At 54.5% G+C, this 24,988-nt stretch carries 24 protein-coding genes; 6 read left to right on the top strand and 18 right to left on the bottom strand.

Going from position 1 to position 24,988, the window contains the following annotated elements; all coding sequences use genetic code 11:
* Window positions 1-72: 72 nt before the first annotated feature.
* The gene (eat, locus tag PAT9B_RS04545) at window positions 73-1,437 is read left to right on the top strand and encodes an ethanolamine permease (protein ID WP_013508083.1); all 1,365 of its coding nucleotides are present in this window, start codon (window positions 73-75) and stop codon (window positions 1,435-1,437) included.
* A 108-nt stretch (window positions 1,438-1,545) separates the two neighbouring features.
* Here eat and mak read toward each other — a convergent pair whose 3' ends face one another.
* Window positions 1,546-2,457, bottom strand: a complete 912-nt coding sequence (gene mak, locus PAT9B_RS04540; protein WP_013508082.1) for a fructokinase — start codon at window positions 2,455-2,457, stop codon at window positions 1,546-1,548.
* A gap of 130 nt (window positions 2,458-2,587) precedes the next feature.
* On the opposite strand from mak, the gene rdgC reads away from it, so the two are divergent.
* Window positions 2,588-3,499 (top strand): recombination-associated protein RdgC, encoded by a 912-nt coding sequence (gene rdgC / locus PAT9B_RS04535; RefSeq protein WP_013508081.1) that lies wholly within the window; start codon window positions 2,588-2,590, stop codon window positions 3,497-3,499.
* An 87-nt stretch (window positions 3,500-3,586) separates the two neighbouring features.
* Here rdgC and PAT9B_RS04530 read toward each other — a convergent pair whose 3' ends face one another.
* The 10 genes from PAT9B_RS04530 to aroL all read right to left on the bottom strand — a co-directional run bounded on the left by PAT9B_RS04530 (window position 3,587) and on the right by aroL (window position 11,247).
* Window positions 3,587-3,925 (bottom strand): hypothetical protein, encoded by a 339-nt coding sequence (locus PAT9B_RS04530; RefSeq protein WP_013508080.1) that lies wholly within the window; start codon window positions 3,923-3,925, stop codon window positions 3,587-3,589.
* 17 nt (window positions 3,926-3,942) lie between these two features.
* Complete coding sequence (locus PAT9B_RS04525; RefSeq protein WP_013508079.1) at window positions 3,943-4,212, bottom strand: hypothetical protein; 270 nt, start codon at window positions 4,210-4,212, stop codon at window positions 3,943-3,945.
* Between the two features lie 245 nt (window positions 4,213-4,457).
* The gene (locus tag PAT9B_RS04520) at window positions 4,458-5,318 is read right to left on the bottom strand and encodes a hypothetical protein (protein ID WP_013508078.1); all 861 of its coding nucleotides are present in this window, start codon (window positions 5,316-5,318) and stop codon (window positions 4,458-4,460) included.
* 309 nt (window positions 5,319-5,627) lie between these two features.
* A complete protein-coding gene (ppnP, locus tag PAT9B_RS04515) occupies window positions 5,628-5,912 on the bottom strand; it encodes a pyrimidine/purine nucleoside phosphorylase (protein ID WP_013508077.1) in 285 nt (94 codons plus the stop codon).
* A 104-nt stretch (window positions 5,913-6,016) separates the two neighbouring features.
* Window positions 6,017-6,694, bottom strand: a complete 678-nt coding sequence (locus PAT9B_RS04510; RefSeq protein ID WP_013508076.1) for an AroM family protein — start codon at window positions 6,692-6,694, stop codon at window positions 6,017-6,019.
* A 2-nt stretch (window positions 6,695-6,696) separates the two neighbouring features.
* Complete coding sequence (locus tag PAT9B_RS04505; RefSeq protein WP_013508075.1) at window positions 6,697-7,629, bottom strand: DUF1177 domain-containing protein; 933 nt, start codon at window positions 7,627-7,629, stop codon at window positions 6,697-6,699.
* 14 nt (window positions 7,630-7,643) lie between these two features.
* Window positions 7,644-9,203 (bottom strand): OPT/YSL family transporter, encoded by a 1,560-nt coding sequence (locus PAT9B_RS04500; RefSeq protein WP_013508074.1) that lies wholly within the window; start codon window positions 9,201-9,203, stop codon window positions 7,644-7,646.
* Between the two features lie 160 nt (window positions 9,204-9,363).
* Window positions 9,364-10,116: an IclR family transcriptional regulator gene (locus PAT9B_RS04495; protein WP_013508073.1), complete on the bottom strand. Its 753-nt coding sequence runs from the start codon at window positions 10,114-10,116 to the stop codon at window positions 9,364-9,366.
* A 281-nt stretch (window positions 10,117-10,397) separates the two neighbouring features.
* A complete protein-coding gene (locus PAT9B_RS04490) occupies window positions 10,398-10,589 on the bottom strand; it encodes a YaiA family protein (protein WP_013508072.1) in 192 nt (63 codons plus the stop codon).
* 133 nt (window positions 10,590-10,722) lie between these two features.
* Window positions 10,723-11,247, bottom strand: a complete 525-nt coding sequence (gene aroL, locus PAT9B_RS04485; RefSeq protein WP_013508071.1) for a shikimate kinase AroL — start codon at window positions 11,245-11,247, stop codon at window positions 10,723-10,725.
* A gap of 283 nt (window positions 11,248-11,530) precedes the next feature.
* Between aroL and PAT9B_RS04480 the strand changes: the two genes are divergently transcribed.
* Window positions 11,531-12,235, top strand: a complete 705-nt coding sequence (locus PAT9B_RS04480; RefSeq protein ID WP_013508070.1) for a DUF2076 domain-containing protein — start codon at window positions 11,531-11,533, stop codon at window positions 12,233-12,235.
* Here PAT9B_RS04480 and PAT9B_RS04475 read toward each other — a convergent pair.
* Window positions 12,232-12,678, bottom strand: coding sequence for a YaiI/YqxD family protein (locus PAT9B_RS04475; RefSeq protein ID WP_013508069.1), 447 nt, complete (start codon window positions 12,676-12,678; stop codon window positions 12,232-12,234). The genes PAT9B_RS04480 and PAT9B_RS04475 overlap by 4 nt on opposite strands.
* Window positions 12,679-12,811: 133 nt before the next feature.
* Between PAT9B_RS04475 and proC the strand changes: the two genes are divergently transcribed.
* Complete coding sequence (proC, locus tag PAT9B_RS04470) at window positions 12,812-13,624, top strand: pyrroline-5-carboxylate reductase (RefSeq protein WP_013508068.1); 813 nt, start codon at window positions 12,812-12,814, stop codon at window positions 13,622-13,624.
* 98 nt (window positions 13,625-13,722) lie between these two features.
* On the opposite strand, the gene PAT9B_RS04465 is transcribed toward proC, so the two are convergent.
* The 3 genes from PAT9B_RS04465 to iraP form a co-directional block, all read right to left on the bottom strand.
* Window positions 13,723-15,249: an FAD-dependent oxidoreductase gene (locus PAT9B_RS04465; protein WP_013508067.1), complete on the bottom strand. Its 1,527-nt coding sequence runs from the start codon at window positions 15,247-15,249 to the stop codon at window positions 13,723-13,725.
* A gap of 189 nt (window positions 15,250-15,438) precedes the next feature.
* The gene (locus PAT9B_RS04460) at window positions 15,439-15,741 is read right to left on the bottom strand and encodes a PsiF family protein (protein WP_013508066.1); all 303 of its coding nucleotides are present in this window, start codon (window positions 15,739-15,741) and stop codon (window positions 15,439-15,441) included.
* A 106-nt stretch (window positions 15,742-15,847) separates the two neighbouring features.
* Entirely contained in the window at window positions 15,848-16,102 is a 255-nt protein-coding gene (iraP, locus tag PAT9B_RS04455) for an anti-adapter protein IraP (protein WP_013508065.1), read from the bottom strand.
* A gap of 620 nt (window positions 16,103-16,722) precedes the next feature.
* Between iraP and PAT9B_RS04450 the strand changes: the two genes are divergently transcribed.
* Entirely contained in the window at window positions 16,723-19,791 is a 3,069-nt protein-coding gene (locus PAT9B_RS04450) for a beta-galactosidase (protein ID WP_013508063.1), read from the top strand.
* Here PAT9B_RS04450 and PAT9B_RS04445 read toward each other — a convergent pair.
* On the bottom strand, window positions 19,730-21,034 hold the full coding sequence (locus PAT9B_RS04445; RefSeq protein WP_013508062.1) for a multidrug efflux MFS transporter: 1,305 nt from the start codon (window positions 21,032-21,034) through the stop codon (window positions 19,730-19,732). The two genes, PAT9B_RS04450 and PAT9B_RS04445, sit on opposite strands and share 62 nt — an antisense overlap.
* A 391-nt stretch (window positions 21,035-21,425) precedes the next feature.
* Here PAT9B_RS04445 and PAT9B_RS04440 point away from each other — a divergent pair, with 391 nt between their 5' ends.
* Entirely contained in the window at window positions 21,426-21,677 is a 252-nt protein-coding gene (locus PAT9B_RS04440; RefSeq protein ID WP_013508061.1) for a biofilm development regulator YmgB/AriR family protein, read from the top strand.
* 150 nt (window positions 21,678-21,827) lie between these two features.
* On the opposite strand, the gene PAT9B_RS04435 is transcribed toward PAT9B_RS04440, so the two are convergent.
* A complete protein-coding gene (locus PAT9B_RS04435; protein ID WP_013508060.1) occupies window positions 21,828-22,127 on the bottom strand; it encodes an I78 family peptidase inhibitor in 300 nt (99 codons plus the stop codon).
* 271 nt (window positions 22,128-22,398) lie between these two features.
* The gene (locus PAT9B_RS04430) at window positions 22,399-24,972 is read right to left on the bottom strand and encodes an EAL domain-containing protein (RefSeq protein ID WP_041525899.1); all 2,574 of its coding nucleotides are present in this window, start codon (window positions 24,970-24,972) and stop codon (window positions 22,399-22,401) included.
* Between the last annotated feature and the right edge of the window lie 16 nt (window positions 24,973-24,988).

Below are 24,988 nucleotides of genomic sequence, written 5' to 3'. Positions count from 1 at the left end.
TTCACTGTAGCGCAAACGATAAACCGGCGCGGTGAATCTACCGCACTCAACAATAACGACGGGGATAAGATTATGACGAGCAAGCTCAAACCCACCCTGGGAACCCTGCATCTTTGGGGTATCGCGGTTGGCCTGGTCATTTCCGGGGAGTATTTCGGCTGGAGTTACGGCTGGGGCGTAGCAGGGACGCTGGGATTTCTCATTACCACGGCGCTGATCGCCACCATGTACACCTGTTTTATTTTTAGCTTCACCGAACTGACCACCGCCATTCCCCATGCGGGTGGCCCGTTTGCATACAGCCGTCGCGCCTTTGGCGAAACCGGCGGCCTGATCGCCGGTCTGGCGACCCTGATCGAGTTTGTATTTGCTCCTCCGGCCATCGCCATGGCGATCGGGGCTTATCTCAACGTACAGTACCCGCAGCTCAACCCGAAAACCGCAGCGGTCGGTGCCTATCTGGTGTTTATGACGCTGAATATCCTGGGCGTGAAACTGGCGGCGATGTTTGAACTGGTGGTCACCGTGCTGGCGGTACTGGAACTGCTGGTATTTATGGGCGTGGTCTCACCGGGCTTCAGCATTGCCAACTTCGCGGCCAACGGCTGGGCGGGAAGCGAGCATTTTGGCATGCCGGCGGTATCCGGCATTTTTGCGGCAATCCCTTTTGCCATCTGGTTCTTCCTTGCCATTGAAGGCGCTGCGATGGCGGCAGAAGAGGCCAAAGATCCCAAACGTACCATTCCGAAAGCCTATATCACCGGCATTCTGACGCTGGTGGTGCTGGCGATTGGCGTGATGCTGCTGGCGGGCGGAGCTGGTGACTGGCGTAAACTGTCCGACATCAACGACCCGCTGCCGCAGGCGATGAAGATGATTGTGGGTGAGAACTCCAACTGGATGCATATGCTGGTGTGGATTGGCCTGTTTGGTCTGGTCGCCAGCTTCCACGGCATCATCCTCGGTTATTCACGTCAGTTCTTTGCTCTGGCCCGTGCCGGTTATCTGCCGCAGAGCCTGGCGAAACTGTCACGATTCCAGACACCGCATCGCGCCATTATTGCTGGTGGGGTGATCGGTATCGCCGCAATTTACAGTGATGGCTGGATTAACCTGCAAGGCATGAGCCTGACCGCAGCCATGATCACCATGGCGGTATTTGGCGCGATTGTGATGTATCTGATGAGCATGCTGAGTCTGTTCAAACTGCGTCGCACCGCCCCGGATCTGGAACGTAGCTTCCGCGCCCCCGGTTACCCGATTGTGCCAGGTATTGCGCTGGTGCTGTCGCTGGTGTGTTTAGTGGCGATGCTGTGGTTCAACCCGGTGATTGGCGGCCTGTTTGTGGCGATTATGGTGGTGGGTTACATCTACTTCCTTGCCACCAAAGCGCAACGTGACAACGCCCCACAGGATTCCATGCTGGTTGGGGAATAAGGAAACATAACGTAGCGGCGCGATTTATCGCGCTGTTTTTTTAGCAGGAGTGCCCCTCCATGCAAAAAGATGCGCAATAAATTGCGCCGCTACGTCACAGCACTACATTTAGTCTTTTAAGGGCCACAACCACGCAGCACCACGCACACCACTGGAATCGCCATGCACCGCCTTCAGCACCGGCGTTTCACACTCGCGACCAAACACCCACTGTTTCATCAGCGTCGGCACGGTCTGATACAAGCGATCGTTATTGCTCATCCCGCCGCCCAGCACAATCACATCCGGATCGAGCAAATTCACCACCTGGGCCAGCGATTTCGCCAGCCGCATTTCGTAGCGGCGCATCGCCAGTTCCGCCACCGGGTCTTGTTGCTCAATCAGCTTAATAATCTCTGCCCCTTTCAGCGCGTTGCCGCTCAAACGCTGATAATCAATGGCAAACCCCGTGCCCGACACAAAGGTCTCAATGCAGCCCTGTAAGCCACAGTAGCAGGGAACTTCTGCGCGATAACGCAGCTCATCCTCGTCCATCCACGGCAGCGGATTGTGGCCCCATTCACCGGCATTGCCGTTACCGCCGATGCGCGACTCGCCGTTAATTGCCACACCGGCACCAGAACCGGTGCCAATAATCACCGCAAATACCAGCGGTTTTCCCGTTCCTGCGCCGTCTACCGCTTCGGATACTGCCAGGCAATTCGCGTCGTTGGCGATTCGCACGTCACGATTCAGCGCCTGCGCCAAATCCTTATCCAGCGGCTGGCCGTTGAGCCAGGTGGAGTTGGCATTCTTCACCCGCTGGGTATAAGGCGAAATGGTGCCCGGAATGCCCAGCCCGACGGTTCCCTGCTGCCCGGTCTTCTCTTCTGCCAGATGCACCAGATCCACTATCGCCTGTACCGTTGCGCCATAGTCGTCACGCGGGGTATTCACGCGGTGACGAAACAATTCCTGTCCCTGGTCCGACAGTGCAATCACTTCAATTTTGGTGCCACCTAAATCGATACCAATACGCACGTGTTATTCCTCATTATTCGTTAGGTTGAGAGATACCGTAGAGGGTCGTTTGGGTAAAGGCAATGAAACCCAGCCGATGTTTCGCTATGATGCGCGCTGACTGATAGATTTCCCCCGGTAAGGAATCCCGATGTTGTGGTTTAAAAATATGATGGTTTATCGTCTGAATCGTGACATTCCGCTGTCCGCAGACGATCTGGAAAAACAGCTCGATGCCTTCACCTTCTCACCCTGCGGTAGCCAGGATATGGCGAAAACCGGTTGGGTTTCCCCTATGGGTAACCGCAGCGAGGCGCTGACGCACGTGGTTAATGGTCAGATTGTGATCTGTGCCCGTACCGAGCAAAAAATTCTGCCTTCTCCGGTGGTCAAACAGGCGCTGGAAGCCAAAATCGACAAGCTGGAAGCGGAACAAAGCCGCAAGCTGAAGAAGACGGAAAAGGACTCGTTAAAAGACGAAGTACTGCACAGTTTGCTGCCGCGAGCCTTTAGCCGTTTCAGCCAGACCTTTATGTGGATCGACACCGTCAACAACCTGATTATCGTTGACTGCGCCAGTGCGAAAAAAGCCGAAGATACGCTGGCGCTGTTACGCAAAAGCCTCGGTTCACTGCCGGTGGTGCCGTTGACGCTGGAAAGCCCGATTGAACTGACGCTGACCGAGTGGGTGCGTTCAGGCCAGCTGCCAGCCGGCTTCACCCTGATGGATGAAGCCGAGCTGAAAGCGCTACTGGAAGAAGGTGGCGTGATCCGCTGTAAAAAGCAGGACCTGGTGTCGGACGAAATTGCTACCCATATCGAAGCCGGTAAAGTCGTGACCAAACTGGCGCTCGACTGGCAGGAGCGCATTCAGTTTGTTATCGCTGATGACGCTTCAGTGAAGCGCCTGAAATTCAGCGATACCCTGCGTGAGCAAAATGACGATATCGATCGTGATGATTTTGCTCAGCGTTTCGATGCTGATTTTATCCTGATGACCAGTGAACTGGCTGCGCTGATCAGCAATCTGGTGGAAGCACTGGGCGGAGAAGCACAGCGTTAAGCTGCACTAACGCGAATTCGAAGCGGCGCGATTTATCGCTCCGCTACGGATTTGCTTTAATTCCGCTTTAAACTGGGATTTCGCGTCTCATTTGAGGATCTGATAACGATATAATGTCGTGTCAAAATCCTGCTTCATACTGCAAAACATCAGCACCTGGATCGTTTCGCCATCAAATTCACAGAGCATCCGATATTCGCTATCAGGGTCCAGCCTCTCGCGCACAGATAAACCTCGCTGCGAAAGATGATGGTTAAAACGATAGCGTGTTGGGTCCTCACTAATCGCTGCTAATGAATCCAGGAATAACTGGTCAACAAACTCTGCCGCCAGCTTCGCTCCAATAGTGGCACTTTTGAAAGATTCAATATCTTTCAGCGTCCATTCCGCCAAAGGGGCAATGTTGATCCGAAACGGGTGTGGCACGCACAGATATCCTTATTTTATGTTCTGGCAGAGCGTAACTTCTCCAGAACCTCTTCCGGGGTAAGCCCCCCCTCAACCGCAATTTCCTGTTTAGCTGTCATCGCTAACTTAAATAACGCGTTGATTTGACGCTCTTCCCTGATGCCCCTCAGCTCAGATTCTCTTTCCGCTGCCGTTTGAACAAACAACTCTGCAACGCCGTTTTTCGTGATATAGACCCCACCCTCAAAGAGCTCTGGATTCCCCAGTCCCTCGCGGGCAGCTTTTTGCGACATAGTCTGAGCCATGAGTTGTAACCTTTGCTTTATAAGCGTTTGACTGCTCCTCCATACCAAGCCTGCCAATGAAAGCATCACCTGACATGTACATAAAACGAGCTTAAAACTCTCCGCACTGGTGGGCAAATTTATACTAAATTTGCCCACCAGCGATTATACTCATGCCATAGCGAGAAGCTGACACAGAAGCATAACGTCAAATCCTGCCTGTCTGCATTCTGGTGGTTCGATTTATACCCTTCCGAACCCGCTATTTATAACCGGGTCGCCGCCTCCTCATATAAATCATCCTTTTTTATTCCATAAATATTCAGCGTATTCTTCACTTTTATTTTCTCGTCAATGATCACAACAGTGTCTCGCCGGACAGACGTTGTATCGACTGGCGTTTGAGAAGACGGCTCTTCTTTTATCGTTTCACATTCCGGATAATAATTGTCAAACTTCTCTCCGAATTGCCACGCTCTTTTATCCGAAAACGTTCCGGCATTAGCCGTAACAATCGCGCGGAATGGGTTGGGTTTTGCGGGTTCGTTTCTTTCACCTGAATCATAATTATGCTCCGACTGTTCGGGTTCTTTTTGCACTAAAAAACTGTCCTCACCCAAATTATCCCAATTCGTGACAAAGAGAGTTTCCGGCGTTACCGCGCCTTCTGACGCCGATGCAGAAAGGCTTTCAACCCCGGAATCAGCGTGCTCAACCGCAAACAACGTAGTGTTTAACTCAGCGGACGATGATTTTAACTTCTCAGAATAACAGGCCCACAGATTATTCAGGTTTACTTTTTCCCCGCCAGATTCTTTTCCCTTTTTCAGTGTCCCGGCACTACAAGGCGTGACGGCATTCCCGGTTAACTTCACCGAACCCGGAACACCCACCAGGCGAGGGAGTGGCGGTGTGTTCTTCATAAACCAATGCTTATTGACAGGCTGTAACTCTTTCAGCCCCTGATTCACCGTGTGCTTCGCACAATGATTTGAAGACAGGCAAGCACAATTATGATCAATAAACTTAATCGCATTATTTAATACAGGAATAACTTGCACAGGACCGGGATTAAAACAATGCCGAATTATCCCTGGCGGCAAACGATATACACTCGTAAAAGACATTTTAGTCTCCCTATATCCTCATCATGTAATGGGTATATCATTTTTAATCTACATCGCTGCATCACGCAACCCGAAAAATAAATAAAAACCAATGCTTTCAATTATTTATTACAAAGGCAAGTAACAAGAATCCATTTTAATTTGTTGAAATCAAACAACCATTAAGAAATAAATGGTCTTCAAGATGGCAAGTAAAATATTTTTATTGTTGGTCGGTGTCAGTCGTTGATTTGTGCCGGTGAGATCAGAAATAGCAGAAGGGAGACAAAAAAAAGACCGCAGCGGAATGCTGCGGCCTGGACAACATGCTTACAGATAGCGGCACAGATAAGAGGTTGGCTCAGCCACCTGTAAATGGAATTCGCTGTGGCCCGGCACGTTGAACACGCTACCGGCTTCATACCATTTCCACTCGCTTTCGCCCGGCAACAGCACCTTCAGTGCGCCGCTGACGACAGTCATCTCTTCCGGCTGGCCCGTACCGAAGGTGTATTCCCCTTCCGCCATTACGCCCACGCTCGCGCGACCAATGGTGACGCTCTCGAAACCAATGGACTTCACTTTTCCGTCAAAATACTCACTCACGTTGAGCATATTACTTCCTCACAGCACATTAAGATAACAGGCAGATTACAAGGGAACTCGCTGATCTGTCACGCGAAATGACAACAGGGATCACAAGTTGTGATCCCTATACATTAAACGATCAATTCCGCAGCCAGCTTGGCAACCAGCACGTTGGACAGCAACACCGGAATGCCCAGCATCTTTTGCAGAAAATCACGATGCTTCTGGTGATAACCGATGCAATCCAGCACCACCACATCCGCCCCCTGCTCCTGGAGCGATAGCCCCGCATCCACCAGATCCGCCTGTTGCGCCAGATACGGGCTGGCTACCGCGAAACACGGTGGCGTCCCCAGATTACGCCACTTACTGGCCTGTTCCGCGATCTGCTCCTCCACCGGTACGACGATCCCCACTTTATGACCATGGACAATCGCGCCAACCAGCGGGGGGATAATACGGTCCGGCTCCAGCAACAGCGCCTTCTGGGTTTTCAACGTGCCGAATTCGCCGGTACACAGCAGCAGGATGGTGTTGTAACCCTGCTCCTCCAGCGCGGTGATCTTCTGCTGCAATCCCTGCTCTACCTTGTGCGCCGACAGACGCACCTGCTGCCCATCCAGCATGCGCGAAACCAGCACTTTCTCTCCGGCAACCGGCGTATAGTGCTGCTCCACTTCTGCGAGGGTGAGTCCATCCAGCAATCCAGCATGCTCCACCTGCCCGGCTGGCAGATGGGTCTGCAACAGCGGCAGAATGTCGCTGCGCGGAGACTGACCAATGGTCAGGGTAATCAGGGATGTTTTCATACTTATGCTTTCCGGGAACGCAGATGGCTGAGGCTACCATACAAAGATAGCAGCAGTGCGTATTCCTGCGCGTCGTAGAACTGGCAGGTTTCGCGGCCAAACTCTTTCGCCACTTCCACGGCAAATTTCACCGTACTGGCGATATCCACTTCGTGGCTGGCACCGGTACCGCAACCTGGCACCACCGATTCGGCGCAAATTGCCACGCCCACGACCGGTACATCCGTCGCGGTTGAGGGTTGCAGAATGCTGTTGAGGTGATAAACCCCGTTACCATACGGCGTGATGTCCTGCGTGGTAATTGGGAAGGTCACCGCCGGGCGGCCACTGGTCATCTCCATGATACGTAACAGATCTTCCGATACGCGCAGGATGTAACCCTCTTTCACCGTCGGCGACAGCGCATAACCTTTATGATTCAGAATGCGGTTGCCTTTCGTGGTATCGATGGAGAGGATGGCGTCCACACCTGCCACCACCTCGTTGTCGTTCATGGTGATATCGTCGATGGGTGAATCCATAAAATCCACCGGCTCATGCGGGCGGGTGGGCGCATCCGGACAGATATGGGTAGTGATGATCACATCACCGGCCAGCACATCACCTTTGGTCTGCATCTGCGCCAGCTTCAGGGCGCTGCTGACGGCGGCTACTGCACCGTCGGCATCCGACACCATGCCGATGCGCGTCGGACGCGCACCAATACCGCCAAGACGGCCAATGATACCGAGCGTCGGGGCCTTGCCACCTTTGCTTTTGCCCTGTGCACCCGGAATATCAATGCGCACAAAGTCGGTACGCCCTTTCGGGCCGCTGACGCGTTTGGTGCTGGCGCTGACGCCCGGATAAGCGGCAAACAGATCAACCACCTGCTGACCATCAACGAAAGCGCTATCGAGTAACTCAAAGACTTGCAGTGTCTGCTGTAAACTCATGTTGGATTCCCTGATTATTTCTTACTGCTACTGGCAAAAAGTGAATGGAAGAAACTGTAGAGTGCGTCACCGGCGATAAATCCTGCCGCCATCACCTCCATCGGTGAACGGCCACGCTCGCCCCAAATGCGCAGGATCAGGATGCGTAAGGCGATCCCCACCAGCACCGCCCAACCCGCTGCGGCGTTGTTAATCAGCAAACCGGTCGCCAGCAAAACACCCAGTTGGCGCTTCGGTCCGCCAATCAGCTGAATAATCGCGCCCGGAATAGCCCAGATCAGCAGGCTGCCGGCGATACCCGGTTCCGCACCAGCCTGAATGGTTTTGGCGTAGACACGTGCCACCGGTGGCAGCAGGTTTTCCGCGAAGAACAGGTTATGGGCATACCACACCACCGGAATGGCGATCACAAAGGCGATCATCGCGGCAATCAGCTGGATACGACGCCCCCACAGCTCCTGCTGCATGTCTGCGCCGTTACCGCGCAGAATAAAACCGGCTTTCAGGTCGTAGCCCATGTCCGCAAACGCCGGGCCGGTTGCGGCGGTAAAGCCACACAGCAGGCACAGCGCCAGTGGCGGGAAGCCGAGCATAATGCCGAGGATCAGGGTAATCAGCGCCACGGCAAACGCCGGGAACCAGCCCGAGTGCATCGCGGCGATACCGACAATCAATTCATGCACAAAGGCGGCGAAGGCGGCATAGATGATAAACAAGACCAGCATCGGCAGGCCCATCTGGCTCCATAACCCCCCCGCCAGCGCCAGCAGCGCAGAAATGACGATATAACCCAGGGTGCCGAAACCGAGCGAACGTTTTACTTCATTATCGCCACGGCTGACATTGATCGCCTCGTTACGGCGACTGAGGATGACCTGCACCACCTGAATCAGCGCCACCAGACCGGCACCGACCATCATGCCGTGAGGAATATAAAGCGCGTTGATATCAATGCCGGCTACCGGTTGCGCATAGGCACGTAGCAGGAAACCGACGCCGAGCATGGTCAGCGCCCAGATATTACCGATAAACGCCGTACCAAATGCCGACATGGGGATCTTCAGCATTGAACCGGCAATCCCGCCGACAACGCCCAGCACCAGCAGCCATGCCTGACGACCGCCTTTGTCACCGGCTTTGATCGCTTCCGCCGCTGCAACACCCGGTGGCCAGGCGTTGCTGGCTGGAAACACGCGGGTATCGAACAGGCGATAGAGCAGCCAGGCATCCAGCAACATCGCGGCGCTGACGCCGACAAACAGTGGCAGCACCAGTTGCGGCTCGCCTAACGCCCAGGGCACAGCAATCGGCATCAGCAAACTGTTGGCAGCACCAAAGGTAGCGGAAGAGATAGCGGTCTGCGCCAGGTTCTGCACTTCGACTGAACGGTAGCGACGAAACCATTGCAACGGAATACGCGCCAGCAGCATGGCAAACAGCGCGCCGATAATAGAGGTATTGGGAGTCACCCCGATGGTAGTAATTAATTGTACGCCAATAATTGCGCCCGCAACGGACAGCAATACCAGCATTAAACCCACTCCGACACTTTTTATTGGATTTGTGTGACGCATGTTATTCCCCGTAATTTCACCCTGGCGAAAACGTGATTACGCACCGCCCGACACGCGGGACGGCGGTATTGAGTTAAATAATCATTCCCTGACGGTTGAAATAAGCAGGCCCGAAGGCCTGTTATTTCCCTGGTGTGGCGCGAAGTATTACGCCGTTAAATCAGGCACCATATTTTTCGGCCATAATGGCCGCCGTGGCGCGTAATTCAGTGAGCAGCGCTTCCGGATAACCCGGGGCCGCTTCTTGTGAAAGAAATGAGAGACAGAGTGCGACACTTTCGCCGCGATGTTTATTCGTGACAGCCACCGCCATCGAACTGATGCCCGGTAGTGTTTCATTGCGCGCCAGCGCCCACCCCTGGTGACGGATGGTCGCCAGTTCAGCGCACAGCGCATCGAGATCCAACGGAGAATTGAGCGAAGCCGCGTGCCACTCATCGGCGAAACGCGCGCGTACCTCTTCATCGCTGCTTTGTGCCAGCAGCACACGCCCCGTGGACGTCCCCGCTGCCGGCATCCGCGTACCGGGTGGCGTAATCAGCTGGGTAAACAGGCGGCCATGGTACATACGCATCACCAGGATATCGTGCCCATCCAGCACCGAGATATAGCCCATACAACCGGTGCTGGACGCCAGACGCGCCATCGCCGCTGAGGCACTGTCCACCAGCGGCGTAGAGAGATAGTGACCCGCCACCGACAGCAGCACTCGACCAATGTGAAAGCAGCGACTATCCGGATCACGTTCCAGTAATCCCTGGCCTTCCATCGTCGCCAGCAAACGGGAAACGGTACTTTTTGGCAGTGCTAATGCCTCAACCACCTCGGTAAAGGTGAGGCCGGGATGCCCCTGCGTCACGCCGAAACGCTGGAACAACTTAAGCACTGCGGCGGCATTTTCGAGTGTGGTCATAAAAGTAGTTTCACTATTTGGAACTAAGTTCCTTAATCAATACCCCGAAAGTAAAACGTCAGGTTTTTGTGGTCAAGCGCAAATTTTGTACCGGCGAAAAGAGAGAAAAATTAAGGCAGCATAAAATGAGGAATAAAGTAAAAACGGAGTGATTTTATCAGGCAGGAGGAATTAAGCGCAGAAAAGACGATAACTTTCTGGCTGCTTTGCAGCGAATTCACGGGAAGAAAAAAAAACGTTTAGCACCGGAACGTTATTACTGGCATCCCTGCCAGCCGATATTACTCTTTTTCCACATCTTCATAGCGCGTTTTCGCATCCTGCGCTTCCGCCTCAGTTTTATGTTCGCTAATCAGCGAATCCGGGCGTGGATGATCGGCGCGTAACTCGTACCAGGTAACGGTATTGCCCGGTGTCCCCTTTTCTACCGTAACGATTCGCGCGTGACGTGGATAAGGTGGTTTTGACGGCATAGCTCTCCCTCCTGGGTCAGTCAGTTATCCAAACGGACAGCGGCAATCCCCTGCCCGTTAATCAGTATAGACAACAGGGATCGCGACAATTTAAAGCAGGAGAACGCGCGCCGCTACGGAGCCGGCTGAGGCGTTAGCTGGCACGCGCCAGAGAAAGGGATTGCAGGATGGCTTCGACCACCAGCTCCGGTGACTGCATGGCATTCACTTCATGATGGGAAGTCTGATGGTAGAGATGCGCACGCTGGCGCAGAATGTCGCCCATCTCTTCCGCAATCGGGCGACCGGTTAACGTCGGGCGTTGCCCCGCTTCCGGCTGGCGCTCCAGTCGGTCGGCCAGCACGGTGGATGGCGCATTTAACCAGATAACCTGACCATGCTCGCGCATAAAGCGACGATTCACCTCAGCCAGCACCATGCCACCACCGGTGGCTATAATCGTACCGGGTGCAGTGACCGCCTGTAGTGATTCCGTTTCACGCGCACGAAAGCTATCCCAGCCTTCTGCCGCCACGATTTCCGCTACGGTACGCTGAGTGGTGGTTTGCAGGTGATGGTCGGTATCACGAAAGGCGTAACCAAGCGCCTGCGACAGCGCCTGGCCAATGGTCGTTTTACCGCAACCGCGTGCGCCGATCAGATAGATGGGTAATGACATCCTGGCTCATCCTCCGCCGTGTTGTGCCGCACGGGCAACGTCATCAGGTCAATATTGCGTCGCATGATACCTGGATTTCATTTCATCAGCTACCGGCGAAGCACGATTTACGCGTATCTTGCCCATACAATCTCGCATCTCTATAATTCATAACGGAAAAATCATGCGAGTTTTGTGCATCCCTTAAAGTGTAAGCAGGAGCAACATTTGCTTACCAGCGCGTTGATTTACTTTCTGTCATCCCGCCCGCATATAGTGGGTAACTCGCAAACGGAGGTTTACCATGCAGAGCGAAGAACAACAGTTAATTGAAAGCCTGTTCAGCCGTCTGAAACAGGCCGAGAGCCAGAGCGGTCCGCGTGATGCGGGCGCAGAGCAGTTAATCAAACAACATTTGCTGTCACAGCCCGGTGCGCCCTACTACATGGCACAGGCCATCCTGATTCAGGAAGCGGCGATGAAAAAGCTCAATGCCCAAATCGGCGAGCTGGAGAATCGTCTGGCGCAGGCTCAGCAGCAACAGCAGGCACCGCAGCAGAGCAGCGGCGGTTTCCTCTCCAGCCTGTTTGGTGGCGGTTCACGTCCGGCGGCACAGCCGCAGCAGCAACAGCCGGCGTGGAACAGCGCCCCACCGCAACAGCCGCAATATCAGCAGCCGCAGTACGCCAGTGCCCCGGCAGCGCGTGGCACCGGTTTTCTCGGCGGCGCATTGCAGACCGCCGTCGGTGTGGCGGGTGGTGTGGTGATGGCAGATATGCTGACCAGTCTGTTCCATCATTCACAGCCGGAAGAGATTGTGAACATCATTAATGAACCGGCGTTGCCGCAGGTTGATGACAATCTCGATACCTTTAACGGCGTCAACGACAGCAACAACGCGTTCCTGAATGATAATACCAGCGGCTGGGACAATAGCTTCGCCGATAACAATGACTTCAGCGATTTCGGCGGCAGTGACGATTTCAACGACGATGACAGCTTTGTCTAACGTCGCTGACGTAACCACTTATCCAGTTCGTTAGCAAACTGCTGGCGGTCGCGTGGGCTGAGAGCCGGCGGGCCGCCACTTTGAATACCACTGGCGCGCAGGGTTTCCATAAAGTCACGCATGGTTAAACGCTGACGAATGGTATCCGGCGAATAACGTTCGCCACGCGGATTCAGCGCCGCCGCCCCCTTTTCCAGCACTTCCGCCGCGAGCGGAATATCCCCGGTAATCACCAGTTCCCCCGGTTGTACGCGTTTGACAATCTCGTTATCGGCCACATCAAAACCTGCTGCCACCTGTAAGGTTTTCAGCCAGGGTGACGGTGGCACGCGCAGCGGCTGGTTCGCGACAAACGTCACCAGGGTTTGTGTGCGTTCGGCGGCACGGTACAAGACTTCTTTGATGACATTGGGGCAGGCATCTGCATCAACCCAAATCGACATAATGGCTCCTTTCTCACAGGGAATGCCTGTGATCTTCCCGTTCTGCGCCAGAATGGCAAATATAATTTGATCGCCTCAGTCAGCCACGTAAGCTAGCCGATACAGAACATTGAACCATTTAAAGGATCACGCAATGCTGGAGAAGAAAATCGGGTTTATTGGTGCCGGTAACATGGCCAAAGCGATCATCAGTGGCCTGGTGAATAGCGGACAGATCGCCCCGGCCAATATCTGGGTTTACGATCGCAAACCGGCCACCAACCAGGCTCTGGCACAGCAATATGGCGTGACGGCGGCGGAGAGTGCCGAAAGCCTGGCGCGGGAAGTCGATATCCTGTTTGGCGCAGTGAAACCCAATGTGATTCTCAAAGTCCTGAAAGATCTGGCGAGCCAACTGAAAAAAGAGGCGCTGGTGGTGTCGATTGCCGCCGGGGTAACTCTGGATTCACTGGCAGCGGTGCTGGGCCACGATCGGAAAATCATCCGCGTGATGCCCAATACGCCCTCGCTGGTGAATGAAGGGATGACTTCGGTGACACCCAATGTGCTGGTTGAGCAGCATGAAACCGATGAAGTGGTCGCGATTTTCGAAAGTTTTGGTAAAGCCGCAGTGGTCAGTGAATACCTGATTCATGCTGTGGTTGGTGTGAGCGGCTCAGCGCCGGCTTATGTGTTTATGTTTATTGAAGCGATGGCCGATGCTGCCGTTCTGGGAGGGATGCCCCGCGCCCAGGCGTACCAATTTGCCGCTCAAGCGGTGAAGGGATCGGCACAGATGGTGCTGGAGACCGGTAAACACCCCGGTGAACTGAAAGATATGGTGTGCTCACCCGGTGGTACCACCATTGAAGCAGTGAAGGTGCTGGAGGAGAAAGGCTTCCGCGCAGCGGTGATCGAAGCGATGCAGCAGTGCATGAAGAAATCGGATGCGTTAAGTAAGCAATAGCCGGGCATCCTGCTCTCGTAGCGGCGCGATTTATCGCGCTGTTTTTCATGCACCGGCAAAAATACGCGCGATAAATCGCGCCGCTACGATAAGCGTATTTAACTCTGATGCTCCTCAAATAACGCCATACCCTGTGCCATCGTCATCGGCTGCTGCATCAGTTCCACCAATGTGGCCGTCAGGGTGTACATGCCTGCGGAACAGACGGCCGCCAGCTTTCCTTGTTGTCCGTAAAAGGCGATAAAGCGCTTGTCCTGTAATGATCCCAGTAGACGGTATTCATCCCATTCCGTAGCGTGCCCCAGATATTCGTAGCGCGTGCCATAGTGCGCGGTCCAGAAAAACGGCACCCGGTCAAACACCTCGCGTTGCCCCAGCATATTCAGAGCGGCTATGCGTCCCTGTTGCTGCGCGACCCGATAGTGCTCAATCCGCTGCGGCCCTTTTGCCGTGGGATAACTGGCAATATCGCCCGCTGCCCAGATATTTTTCGCTACCTGGAGCTGGCTATCTGTCGTCAGGCTGCCATCCGTTTGCATCGCCAGATCATGGATAAAGCCGGTCACCGGCGTTATCCCGGTAGCAAATAACACCAGACTGGCCGCCAGTTGCTTCCCGTTTGTCAGCGAAACCGCTGCAACGTGGTCATTACCGATCAACGCCTGAGGTTCACCCGACACCATCTTCACCCCATTACTGACGTGCAGATCGCGAAAATATCGGCCAATTTCATCGCCAAATTGTTTGGCAAATGGCAGAGGATGACGCGCCAGCACCGTGACATCAACATCCCGGTTGCGCAACGCACCCGCCAGCTCCATACCAATGAAACTATTGCCGACAATCACGATCTGATGGCTTTCATCCACATCCTCCAGCAGTGAGGCCGCCTGGCCGAGCGAGTGCAGCAGGTGAACACCGGGCAAATCATGTCCCGGAATGTCCAGCGGTTGCGCACTGCCGCCGCTGGCAATCAGCAGCTGATCAAAGTGCAGAGTGTTACCATCGGCGAACGTCAGTTGTTGCGTAGCACTGTCCAGCGCCACGACATTGGCCTGAATACGCTCGACATGCCCCAATACATCGTCTTTCAGCAACCGCGGCACCTCTGCGATCGCCATTTTTCCCGCCGGTACAAACTTGCTTAGCGCGGTGCGATCGTAAGGTGCCTGCGCCTCGCGCTCAATCAGCACCAGATGGCCCCTGAATCCCTCGTGTCGCAAAGTCCACAACGCTGCGCTGCCCGCCGCGCCAGACCCCAGCACCACGCAAACGGGTTGTTCTCGTTCAACCGAGGGGAGCGTGGTTGAGGACATGGCTTTGGGGTTGACCCACACGTGGCCCTGCTCGATACGTACCGGGTAGTTTTTCAAATCCGCCAACGCCAAGGGTTCATGCATCCTGCCGTCTTCAATGCCGAACACCGCCTTGTGCCAGGGACATACCAGTTCATCTCCGCATACCGCCCCTTGTTCGAGCGGTGCGCCAGCATGGGGGCATTTGGCTTGCAGGGCATGGACACGTTCACCTTCGCGGATCAGCAAAATATCTTTATCACCAACAGTGAATTTGGTCGGTTTATGCTGCTTCAGCTTTTTCAGTTCAACCACAGATTGATAGCTCACGTTTTGCCTCCCTGGGCTGTCGTTAGATGCGATGCAATAAATCCATACAAACAGTAAGCCTGGCAAAGCCTGATAATTTAGCGGGGTCAATATAAGGATGTATTGGGCAAGGTTTTGTTAAGCGGGAGGTTTTAACAGGAAAGAGAAATGTAATAAAAAAATAGCGGTCCGCAGACCGCTATCAGGAGATTAACTTTTTTTCAGACATGAACTCATAAAGGTTTTACGGGCATCGCCGCTGAGTTTTTTATCACCCGCTTCGCTGTTACACGTTTTCATCTTCATCTGCTGCGGCGTCATGCTGCCCATTTTGCTGTCTTTTTTCAGGCAACTGCTCATAAAACTTTTGCGCGCATCACCTTTCAGGTTTTGCGATGACGCATGCTGATTACACATGGTCATTTTTTCCTGTTGCGCCGTTTTCTCTGCCGCACCCGCAGTGCCTGCTAACAACAAACCGGCTGCCATCATTGCCATAAGAAACGATTTCATTGCACCTTCTCCATAGAGTTATCGCCTGATAAGCCTGGCATGAGATAAGCAAAGCAGAAATAAATATAATGAAAAACGCCTGTGGTGATCACAGGCGTCAGGAAAATCATACGCGGGGATGGTTTAACAGCTTTTCAACGTAATTACGCAGCAACATGGCATCGGGCGAGGTGTCCTGATGGGTAACGGGTGTCATCGCGCTTTCAATACCTGAAGTAATACCTTTTAACTGCTCCGGCTCAAGTTTACGTAATAAGGCCGTCACCACAATTTCCAGCGCCTCAACCTGGACCACTAACTCTTTAGACTCTTCTTCTTTTTCAGCCAGCTTAAGCAGGAGTTCCGCAATCAGATTTTTCATGCGACCAACTCAATTAGTTGAGGGAAATGCTGACGTTAGCACTGCGCAGAATAAAACAACAGGGATTTTTATGCGATCCTGATAACACAGTTAAAAATGGCGGGAAGGAAAAGTTGACGCAGAATTTTATTATTAAACGGCGAAACGTTTCTCTGAAAAATAATACTTTTGTGAAACGTTTCGCGCGCTAAAGCAGCAATTAACGCAGGACGCTAATGGCTTATGGGCCCATAAATCCGCGACCCGGACCGCCACCGTGGCCGCCCCAACCGCCGCCGCCACCGCCACCACCTGGAGGTGGGAAAATACAACCGCTCAGTGCGGTAACCAATGCGACTACTGCTGCGAGTTTAACAATACGGACCATAATTACCTCAGTATGGAGAAATCGCGCTGAGTGTATGAGCCGCAGACGCGGCCGACAATACAGAATTCTCCGCAACCCGGCGCTATTCATCTCTGCTCACCATGCTTAACAATTTCCTGGCACTACACCAGGAGAAAACCGACAAAGGCGTAATGAAAGCGATAAAAATAGCGGCCCGGCAACGCATCGCCATGCTTTACAGTTGGCATGATTTCACGCAATGTGAGCGCATTACAATTAATGAGATCCCACTATGACATCTGTCTCTGTTTCCCTCAGCGAAATCCTGGCGCGACGCGACTGGGAAAACCCGGTAATTACCAGCCTGAACCGACTCGATGCGCATCCCCCCTTTGCCAGTTGGCGCGATGAGCAGGCGGCACGTGACGATCGTCCTTCGCCGTCCCGTCGCAGCCTGAATGGCCAATGGACGTTCAGCTATTTTGCCCAGCCGGAAGCAGTGCCACAAAGCTGGCTGTTACAGGATCTGCCAGATGCCGGGAGCTTACCAGTACCTGCAAACTGGCAACTACACGGCTATGATGCCCCGATCTACACTAACGTGCAGTACCCTATCCCGGTTAACCCACCGTGGGTTCCGAGCAACAATCCAACCGGATGTTACTCGCTCACATTCAATGTTGACGCTACCTGGCTGCAACAGGGCCAGACGCGCATTATCTTTGATGGCGTGAACTCCGCCTTCTTTCTGTGGTGCAACGGTCAATGGATTGGTTATTCGCAGGACAGCCGCTTACCTGCCGAATTCGATCTCAGTAGCGTGTTGCAGGCAGGCAGTAACCGTCTGGCGGTCATGGTGCTGCGCTGGAGCGATGGCAGTTACCTGGAAGATCAGGATATGTGGCGCATGAGCGGTATTTTTCGCGATGTCTCCCTGCTGCATAAACCCACGACACAACTGGCTGACGTGCAAATTGAAACGGTGCTCAGCCCGGAATATATCCGTGCCGACTTGCGGGTCAGCATAACGATCCAGCAACTCAAACCCTGTCGTCTGCGTCTACGCCTGTGGCAAGGGGAAACGCTGATCGGCGAACACGAACAAGCCCCCGGCAGCGCCATTATTGACGAACGCGGTCACTACCCGGAACGCGCATTGCTGGTATTGCCGGTCAACCAACCCAAACTGTGGAGCGCCGAAACACCCCATCTGTACCGTGCGGTGGTTTCTCTGCTCGATGATCAAGGCAACCTGCTGGAGGCGGAAGCTTACGATGTCGGTTTCCGTCGGGTAGCGATTGAAAATGGCCTGCTGTGTCTGAATGGTCAGCCGCTGCTGATTCGCGGTGTGAACCGCCACGAACATCATCCGGAAAAGGGCCAGGTGGTGGATGAGGCCAGCATGCGGCGCGATATTGAGTTGATGAAACGCCATAACTTCAACGCAGTGCGCTGTGCGCATTATCCAAATCATCCATTGTGGTATCGCCTGTGCGATGAGTATGGTTTGTACGTGGTGGATGAGGCGAATATCGAAACCCACGGCATGCAGCCGATGAATCGCCTTTCTGATGACCCGCGCTGGTTTGCCGCTTACAGCGAACGCGTCACCCGCATGGTGCAGCGCGATCGCAATCACCCCTGCATTATTATCTGGTCATTGGGCAATGAGTCTGGTCATGGCAGCACCCACGATGCATTGTACCGATGGGTGAAAAGCAGCGATCCCAGTCGCCCGGTGCAATATGAAGGCGGCGGAGCCAATAGCGCCGCAACCGATATTGTTTGCCCGATGTATGCCCGCGTCGATCAGGATCAGCCCTTCCCGGCGGTGCCCAAATGGTCACTGAAGAAGTGGATCGGCCTGCCCGGCGAAACCCGCCCGCTGATCTTGTGCGAATATGCTCATGCGATGGGCAACAGCTTTGGCGGCTTCGCCAAATACTGGCAGGCTTTCCGCCAGTTTCCACGTTTACAGGGCGGTTTCGTCTGGGATTGGGTGGATCAAAGTCTGACGCGTTATGACTCGCAAGGCGAGGCATGGCAAGCCTATGGTGGGGACTTCGGCGACACGCCGAATGACCGCCAGTTCTGCATGAACGGCCTGGTGTTTGCCGATCGCACACCACATCCGGCACTGTTCGAAGCTCAGCGGGCGCAGCAGTTTTTCACGTTCACCGCGGATGCACAGGACCCCTGGCGGTTTACCGTCAGCAGCGATTACCTGTTTCGCCATAGCGATAACGAAGTGCTGCGCTGGTCGGTTGAACAAGAGGGCGACGTTGTGGCCCAGGGTGAACTGGCGCTCGATATCGCACCCCGCGCCAGTCAGACATTTACGCTGCCACAGGTTGAAGGATTACAAGGCAACTGCTGGCTTAATCTGGCAGTGCACCAACCGCACGCGACCCGCTGGTCAGAAGCCGATGCACGTGTCGCCTGGCATCAATGGCCGCTGCCTGCTGCGCAACCGACAAATTCACCGGGGCAGACAGAAGCGGCCCCGCAGGTTGAGTCGAATCATGATTTGATCGCTGTTTGTCTGCCACACCAGCGCTGGCATTTTTCCCGTCGCAGCGGCGAGCTGGTGCAGTGGTTCGTGAATGACGAGGAAACCCTGCTGACGCCGCTCCAGGAGTGTTTCATCCGCGCACCGATTGATAACGACATCGGCACCAGCGAAGCCGCCAACGTTGATCCGAATGCCTGGGTCGAGCGCTGGAAACGCGCGGGTTATGATCAGCTTGAGCCGCAGTTAATGGCGATGGAAATTGACAGCCTGAAGCATAGCGTGCTGATTGAAACGCGGCATCAGTGGCATGCTGCCGGGCAGGTGATCTTTACCAGCCGCAAGCGTTATCAGATTCGCGGTAATGGTGAAGTCTCCCTCGATATCGATGTCGAACAGACGGCAGGCTTGCCACCACCGGCACGTATTGGCTTGCGCGCGCAGCTGGCTCATGCCCCGCAGCAGGTCAGTTGGTTGGGACTGGGGCCACATGAAAACTATCCCGACCGCCAACTGGCCGCACAATTCTCCCGCTGGCGGCAGCCGCTAAGCAGCATGCGCACCGAATATGTTTTTCCGGGGGAAAATGGTCTGCGTAGCGGGACACGCCAGCTTGATACCGGAAGCTGGCAGGTAAGCGGTGATTTCGCCTTCTCGCTGAGTCAGCACAGCCTGGAGCAACTGCGCGCCACCTCGCATCGCCACCTGTTGCAGCCAGAAGCGGGTTGCTGGCTGCATCTCGATGGCTTCCATATGGGGGTCGGCGGGGATGATTCCTGGAGTCCGAGCGTCAGCCCGGAGTTTTTGCTTTCTCAGCAGCGCTGGCACTTCTCCCTGACGCTGCGTCAGTAACCTTCTCCGCCTCATCACGCTGGCTCACCGGTTGAGTCAGCGTGGTCTTTGGGCGGCGATAGAAACGACGTAGCAGCAGCACATTGAGCAACACCACCATGGCGGTCGCGAAGAACACCCAACGATACCCCGTCGCCGCCGATACTGCGGCACCAAGCAGCGGTCCGGCCACATTGCCCAGATACATAAACGACTGGTTATAACCAAAAATGCGGCCCGTAACATTATCGCGGGAATGCCGTACCAGCAGCGTCTGCACCGCTGGCATCATTGCGCCATCGGCAAAGCCGAGCAGAAAACGCAGCACGCCCAATTGCGTCGCGCTGGTGACAAACGACATCGCAATCAGCAGCACCAGGGAGGTAATCATGGTGGCAATCAAAATGCGTTGAGTACCAATACGATCGCCGAGTTTGCCGAGGCGCGGTGCAGAAATCAGTGCCGAGATGCCCGGCAGCGCCGCAATAAAGCCACTGAGGAAAGCGATGTTTTGCGCGTTGGGAGCCAGTTCACGCACGAACAGCGTCAGGATTGGGTTTACCGAACCGTTGCACATCTGAATCACCATGGTGGTGATAAACAGACAGACCATCAAACGTGGATTGTCGAGGCTGCGAAATACTTCGCGCCCCGTCAGCTTGTCCTGCTTGCTGACCGGGGTATAACCGGTTTCTTTAATCAGGAACAGCGTCACCAGGAAACTGATCAGCAGCAACGCGGCGGTGACGATAAACACCAGACGCAAGCCCAGCCAGTCAGCCAGCAGGCCGCCAATCATCGGCCCGAGGATCACGCCGCCAATTTGCCCGGTCGCCACGCAGCTCAGTGCCCAACCGCTGCGATCGCGTGGCACCTGTGCCGCGACCAGCGCCATCGCATTAGGAATATAGCCGGAAGTCAGCCCCATCAAGGCCCGCAACAACAGCAGTTGCCATGCATGCGTGACAAATGCCTGTAACAGAATGACCGCGCCCATGCCAAACGAGGCACGCAGCAACATGAGCTTGCGCCCTTTACGATCGGCCAGGCTGCCCCATAACGGCGCTACCGCCGCCGAAATCACAAACGTGATGCTGAAGGTCAACCCTGACCACAAGCTCAGCGCATTATCCCCACGTATCCCGAGATGTTCGATATACAGCGGTAAAAACGGGATGATCTGGCTAATCGCCAGTCCGGTAAAAAAACAGCCAAACCAGACTGAGATCAGATTGATTTTCCAGGGTTCAACGGAGCGTAACATGAGAGAGCACATCAAAATTGAAATGAAGGTTCAGTTTAACAATCCGTTGACAGGGCTGGACGGCAAAACATGGCATAGGGATAAAAACGCAGTTTTTCGCTATTCAGTCCGTCTCTATGCACAGCAAATATTACGCAGAGCACGATTCACAGCGGGTTAATGTGTAAAAACATTGCGGGAAAAAAATCGCTAAATCGTCCATAGCTCAAATCGTGAAAAAATATTACTGGCGGTTACTGACAATTTTTGACGCCGCAACTATGTTTAAAAAACCACCAGCCGCCGCTGATGGGGCGCTGTCCGTTCTGGGCAGTGAGCATACTTAATCCAACATCTCCCCGCGGTTGCCTGTTCCGGGCAGCGGGCATCGTTGTCTCTGCGGAGGTCAGCTATGAGAGTGCATCCCAACAGCGCCAGTCGGGCGATTACCGATTATTTTAACAGTCCAGCCTGGCATGCGCCGCATGAGGGCGATCTGCTGGCGGCCATTATGCGCGAGCTGATGGATGCCGGTCAGCCTGCGACCAGCAAGGCAGTGATCGCGCGGGTGATCGCCAAACTGGAGTTCGAGGGAGATGAGCAACGCCTGCAAAGTTATCGCAACCTGTTGGCGCAGTTGCTGGAAGCACGTTCACATGAATAAATCAGGGCGGGTAGAAAAAAAATCCCGCCATAGGCGGGAAAAACAAGACGAGCATTGCATATTCGAGAGTGACGAGGAAATCTCCGTAATGCGCAGCTATCCTCGCCCGGCGCTATGACAGCCCGATGACAATGCGATGTCGTTTTGGTGTTAGCCGCAGTAGACCTTGTCGATCTTACCGCTCTGATCAGCGGTAAAGTTCAGTCGGCGCAGATTGAAATCCATCGTCACCGCAGAATTCCACGGAATGGCGCGCACCGGCACGTCAAAACGTTGTTTCTGCAAGGCCGATAAAGGCTGGCCGATGTAGTTCTGATACTGCGATGCGCCACACATGTCGTTTTCCGCGTCCTGGGCGGTAGTTGCCGCGGTGTCAGGTTTGCTCGCAGACTGGCAGGCGGTCAGGGTCAGGAACCCCAGCACCAACAGCGCTTTTCCATAATGCTTCACGTTTTTCTCCTCCTGGATAATCAGACAACCGGATGCCCGAGAGTAGCAAAGCGTGCCTGTGATACAAAAATTTTTCTATCAGACGTGTCGCAGAAAAAACCCGGCCAGTGGCGCTGACGCACGCATTTTTTCGGATTAATCACACAATCTGCCCAATATTTCAGCAACGATTGCGTAAAATTACCTAAGATTTATCTGAGGTAATGATTATGGAACTCGCAATTTTTATTGGTTTTGCAATTTTGATGACGTGTGTCGCCGTCAAAGTTCGTTAAACACCCTGTTCATTCAAGAGCGCACTGAACGCCGCCAGCGGCATGGGTCGCCCAAGAAAGTAGCCCTGCCCTTCCTCGCAAGACAGCACTTTCAACTCGTTCAGTTGCGCTTCGGTTTCAATCCCTTCAGCGGTAATGGTCAGGGCAAACGCGCGTGCCAGCCCGACAATGCCTGCCACCACTGACTGCGCTTGCGGCGATTCCGGGAACTCCTTCATCCACGAACGATCGATCTTCAAACCGTTAAACGGGAAGGTTTTCAAATAGCCCAACGCCGCATAACCAGTACCGAAGTCATCCACGGTTAACCGCACCCCGAGGGCACGCAGTCCCTGCATAATTTCCAGCGCGCGATCCGGATGTTCAAAGGTGATGTTTTCGGTAATTTCCAGCTCCAGTCGGGTCGCCGGTAAACCGCTGACCTCCAGCGCCGAGGCGACACGCTGTACCAGATCGCTGCCGCGAAACTCTACCGGCGAGATATTGACGGAAACATAACGTTGGTCACCCCAATCGCGTGCGTCAGTACAGGCGCGCATCAGCACCCAATCGCTGATGGCATTGATCAAACCATTCTCTTCAGCGAGGGGAATAAAGCGATCGGGGGTAATCCATTTATCCTCGGCAACCTGCCAGCGAATCAGCGCTTCGGCACCGGCCAGTTGGCCATTTTGCAACTGGTAACGGGGTTGATAGTGCAGACTGAAGGCCTCGTTGGCGAGCGCCGCTTCCATTGCCTGTACCATCTCGCGTTTCGATTGCAAATGGCTTGCCATCTCGTTGGAGTACCATACCCATTGATTGCGTCCGGCGGCACGAGCCTGCCCCAGTGCGATATCCGCCAGACGCAGTAATGCCTCGGGCTGGCTGGCATCCTGCGGTGCACAGACAATCCCCATGCTGGCCGTCAGGCTGAGCTGGTGCGAGCCGCTGATCACCGGCTGATGTATCGCGCGTTGCAGCGCGCGGCAACGATATTCCACACCGGCCCGCGATGCCTCACGCATCACTAAAATGAACTCATCGCCGCCCAGTCGCGCCGCCAGCTCATGTGCTCCCATCAGGCTTTGTAAGCGCTGGGAAATCTGGTTTAGCACCGCATCGCCCACCGTATGTCCCCAGGTGTCATTGATGGGCTTGAACTGATCGAGATCGAGGCTGATCACAATCAACGGATCATCATCCGTCGCCTGATCGAGATGGGCAGTGAGAAACTCCTGCAATTGCATGCGGTTAGCCAGGCCGGTCAGGATATCGTGACGTGACAGAAACTGGATGCGCGCCTGTGCATCTACTTCATAGGTGATGTCCGAAACCGTGCCGCGAAAACCGGACCGCAGGCCGTTGCGACGAATCGTTTTCGCCATCAACTGCCCGATCCGCCGTTCCCCGGTCGCTGACATAAACTGGCAACGCAGCGGCATGCGGGGGACATCCTCACCCTGGCGCATCAGCCAGGTCACCAACGAGTGGCTGGGATGGCTGAGTAAATGGTCAAGATGGCGGCCCAGCCAACGTTTCACCTCATGTCCGGTGACATCGGTAAAACGTGCGGAAAGGTAACATAAACGTCCCTGCTCATCGGTTTCCCAAATCCAGTCGGATGCCGCTTCAGCCAGGTCGCGAAATCGCTCCTCACTGTCAGCCAGTTCCCGCTGGCTGATGGTGAGCATTTCAAAGCGTCGGTCAGAGAGCACCGCATTGTACAGCGCATGACGCACCACCCGGCGCGTCACCAGCGCAATGGTCAGAGCCATCAACAACAACAACGGCAGCAGTAACCAAATCAGCCCCATGCCCGGGTATTTTGCCTGCCAGCGAATCACCACCGGTTCCGTCCCCCCGGTCGCAAACACCATGCGTGGCTCATCCTGCGCATCGCGGCTGCTGGTCGGGGCGTGTGGATTGATCACATCCATCGCTTTACCCATTGCCTGAAGTTTCGCCGGGGTAAAAATATTCACAAACACCAGCACCGATGGCGGGCCAGGCAGGATGGGTAAATTGGGAACTTTGCCCGGTGTAATGGGTGCGGAGACAACTAAAGCCGGCTGGCCAAATATCTGCACGTTACGGGCAATCGCTTCGTGCCCCAGCCTGCGTGTCACCGTCAGCAGCGAGGCGGTTTGTGCCCCCAGCCAGCTCTCCAGCGGCGTGTCGACCATCTCACCATTGATAATGGTATAGCGCGTCTGTCCCGCGCCATCGACCACAAACACCCCTTCGTAGTGGTACTCCTTGTAGAGGTTTGCTCCCAGGTTCTCTTCATCAAAGGCCCAAACTTTGTTGAGCTGAAGATGCAGGTTTTTATAGCCCTCCCCCCAGAAAGCGTAATCGCGCACATCGATCAACATCTCTTGCTGGCGCGCATGCCACGCCTGACGCAATAACATCTCGTCATGTTCGATGGAAACATTATTTTGATGATGCGCAATCGCCATCACCATCACCATGGAGAGCACCAGCACGCCAAACAACAACGCGGTGAGCGTCCGCAGGCTACGTCGTGTCACGCGTACCGTAAGTGCTTCCATATTGGCCCTGGCAAACCAGTGAGACTCAGAATTCATGCGTAATGCTCGCGAA

This window comes from Pantoea sp. At-9b, from assembly GCF_000175935.2.
Taxonomy (GTDB): domain Bacteria; phylum Pseudomonadota; class Gammaproteobacteria; order Enterobacterales; family Enterobacteriaceae; genus Pantoea.
The sequence above is the reverse complement of the archived record's forward strand: the minus strand, read 5'-3'. Positions and strand labels throughout refer to the sequence as shown.

What these genes read in the sequence shown, in the direction of transcription:
- aroL (WP_013508071.1), bottom strand. Translation starts at nt 11,247, where the DNA reads ATGTCATTACCCATCTATCTGATCGGCGCACGCGGTTGCGGTAAAACG.
- proC (WP_013508068.1), top strand. Translation starts at nt 12,812, where the DNA reads ATGCTGGAGAAGAAAATCGGGTTTATTGGTGCCGGTAACATGGCCAAA.
- PAT9B_RS04450 (WP_013508063.1), top strand. Translation starts at nt 16,723, where the DNA reads ATGACATCTGTCTCTGTTTCCCTCAGCGAAATCCTGGCGCGACGCGAC.
- PAT9B_RS04495 (WP_013508073.1), bottom strand. Translation starts at nt 10,116, where the DNA reads ATGACCACACTCGAAAATGCCGCCGCAGTGCTTAAGTTGTTCCAGCGT.
- PAT9B_RS04525 (WP_013508079.1), bottom strand. Translation starts at nt 4,212, where the DNA reads ATGGCTCAGACTATGTCGCAAAAAGCTGCCCGCGAGGGACTGGGGAAT.
- PAT9B_RS04430 (WP_041525899.1), bottom strand. Translation starts at nt 24,972, where the DNA reads ATGAATTCTGAGTCTCACTGGTTTGCCAGGGCCAATATGGAAGCACTT.
- eat (WP_013508083.1), top strand. Translation starts at nt 73, where the DNA reads ATGACGAGCAAGCTCAAACCCACCCTGGGAACCCTGCATCTTTGGGGT.
- PAT9B_RS04440 (WP_013508061.1), top strand. Translation starts at nt 21,426, where the DNA reads ATGAGAGTGCATCCCAACAGCGCCAGTCGGGCGATTACCGATTATTTT.
- PAT9B_RS04445 (WP_013508062.1), bottom strand. Translation starts at nt 21,034, where the DNA reads ATGTTACGCTCCGTTGAACCCTGGAAAATCAATCTGATCTCAGTCTGG.
- PAT9B_RS04500 (WP_013508074.1), bottom strand. Translation starts at nt 9,203, where the DNA reads ATGCGTCACACAAATCCAATAAAAAGTGTCGGAGTGGGTTTAATGCTG.
- PAT9B_RS04480 (WP_013508070.1), top strand. Translation starts at nt 11,531, where the DNA reads ATGCAGAGCGAAGAACAACAGTTAATTGAAAGCCTGTTCAGCCGTCTG.
- PAT9B_RS04475 (WP_013508069.1), bottom strand. Translation starts at nt 12,678, where the DNA reads ATGTCGATTTGGGTTGATGCAGATGCCTGCCCCAATGTCATCAAAGAA.
- ppnP (WP_013508077.1), bottom strand. Translation starts at nt 5,912, where the DNA reads ATGCTCAACGTGAGTGAGTATTTTGACGGAAAAGTGAAGTCCATTGGT.
- PAT9B_RS04520 (WP_013508078.1), bottom strand. Translation starts at nt 5,318, where the DNA reads ATGTCTTTTACGAGTGTATATCGTTTGCCGCCAGGGATAATTCGGCAT.
- PAT9B_RS04510 (WP_013508076.1), bottom strand. Translation starts at nt 6,694, where the DNA reads ATGAAAACATCCCTGATTACCCTGACCATTGGTCAGTCTCCGCGCAGC.
- PAT9B_RS04460 (WP_013508066.1), bottom strand. Translation starts at nt 15,741, where the DNA reads ATGAAATCGTTTCTTATGGCAATGATGGCAGCCGGTTTGTTGTTAGCA.
- rdgC (WP_013508081.1), top strand. Translation starts at nt 2,588, where the DNA reads ATGTTGTGGTTTAAAAATATGATGGTTTATCGTCTGAATCGTGACATT.
- iraP (WP_013508065.1), bottom strand. Translation starts at nt 16,102, where the DNA reads ATGAAAAATCTGATTGCGGAACTCCTGCTTAAGCTGGCTGAAAAAGAA.
- PAT9B_RS04490 (WP_013508072.1), bottom strand. Translation starts at nt 10,589, where the DNA reads ATGCCGTCAAAACCACCTTATCCACGTCACGCGCGAATCGTTACGGTA.
- PAT9B_RS04505 (WP_013508075.1), bottom strand. Translation starts at nt 7,629, where the DNA reads ATGAGTTTACAGCAGACACTGCAAGTCTTTGAGTTACTCGATAGCGCT.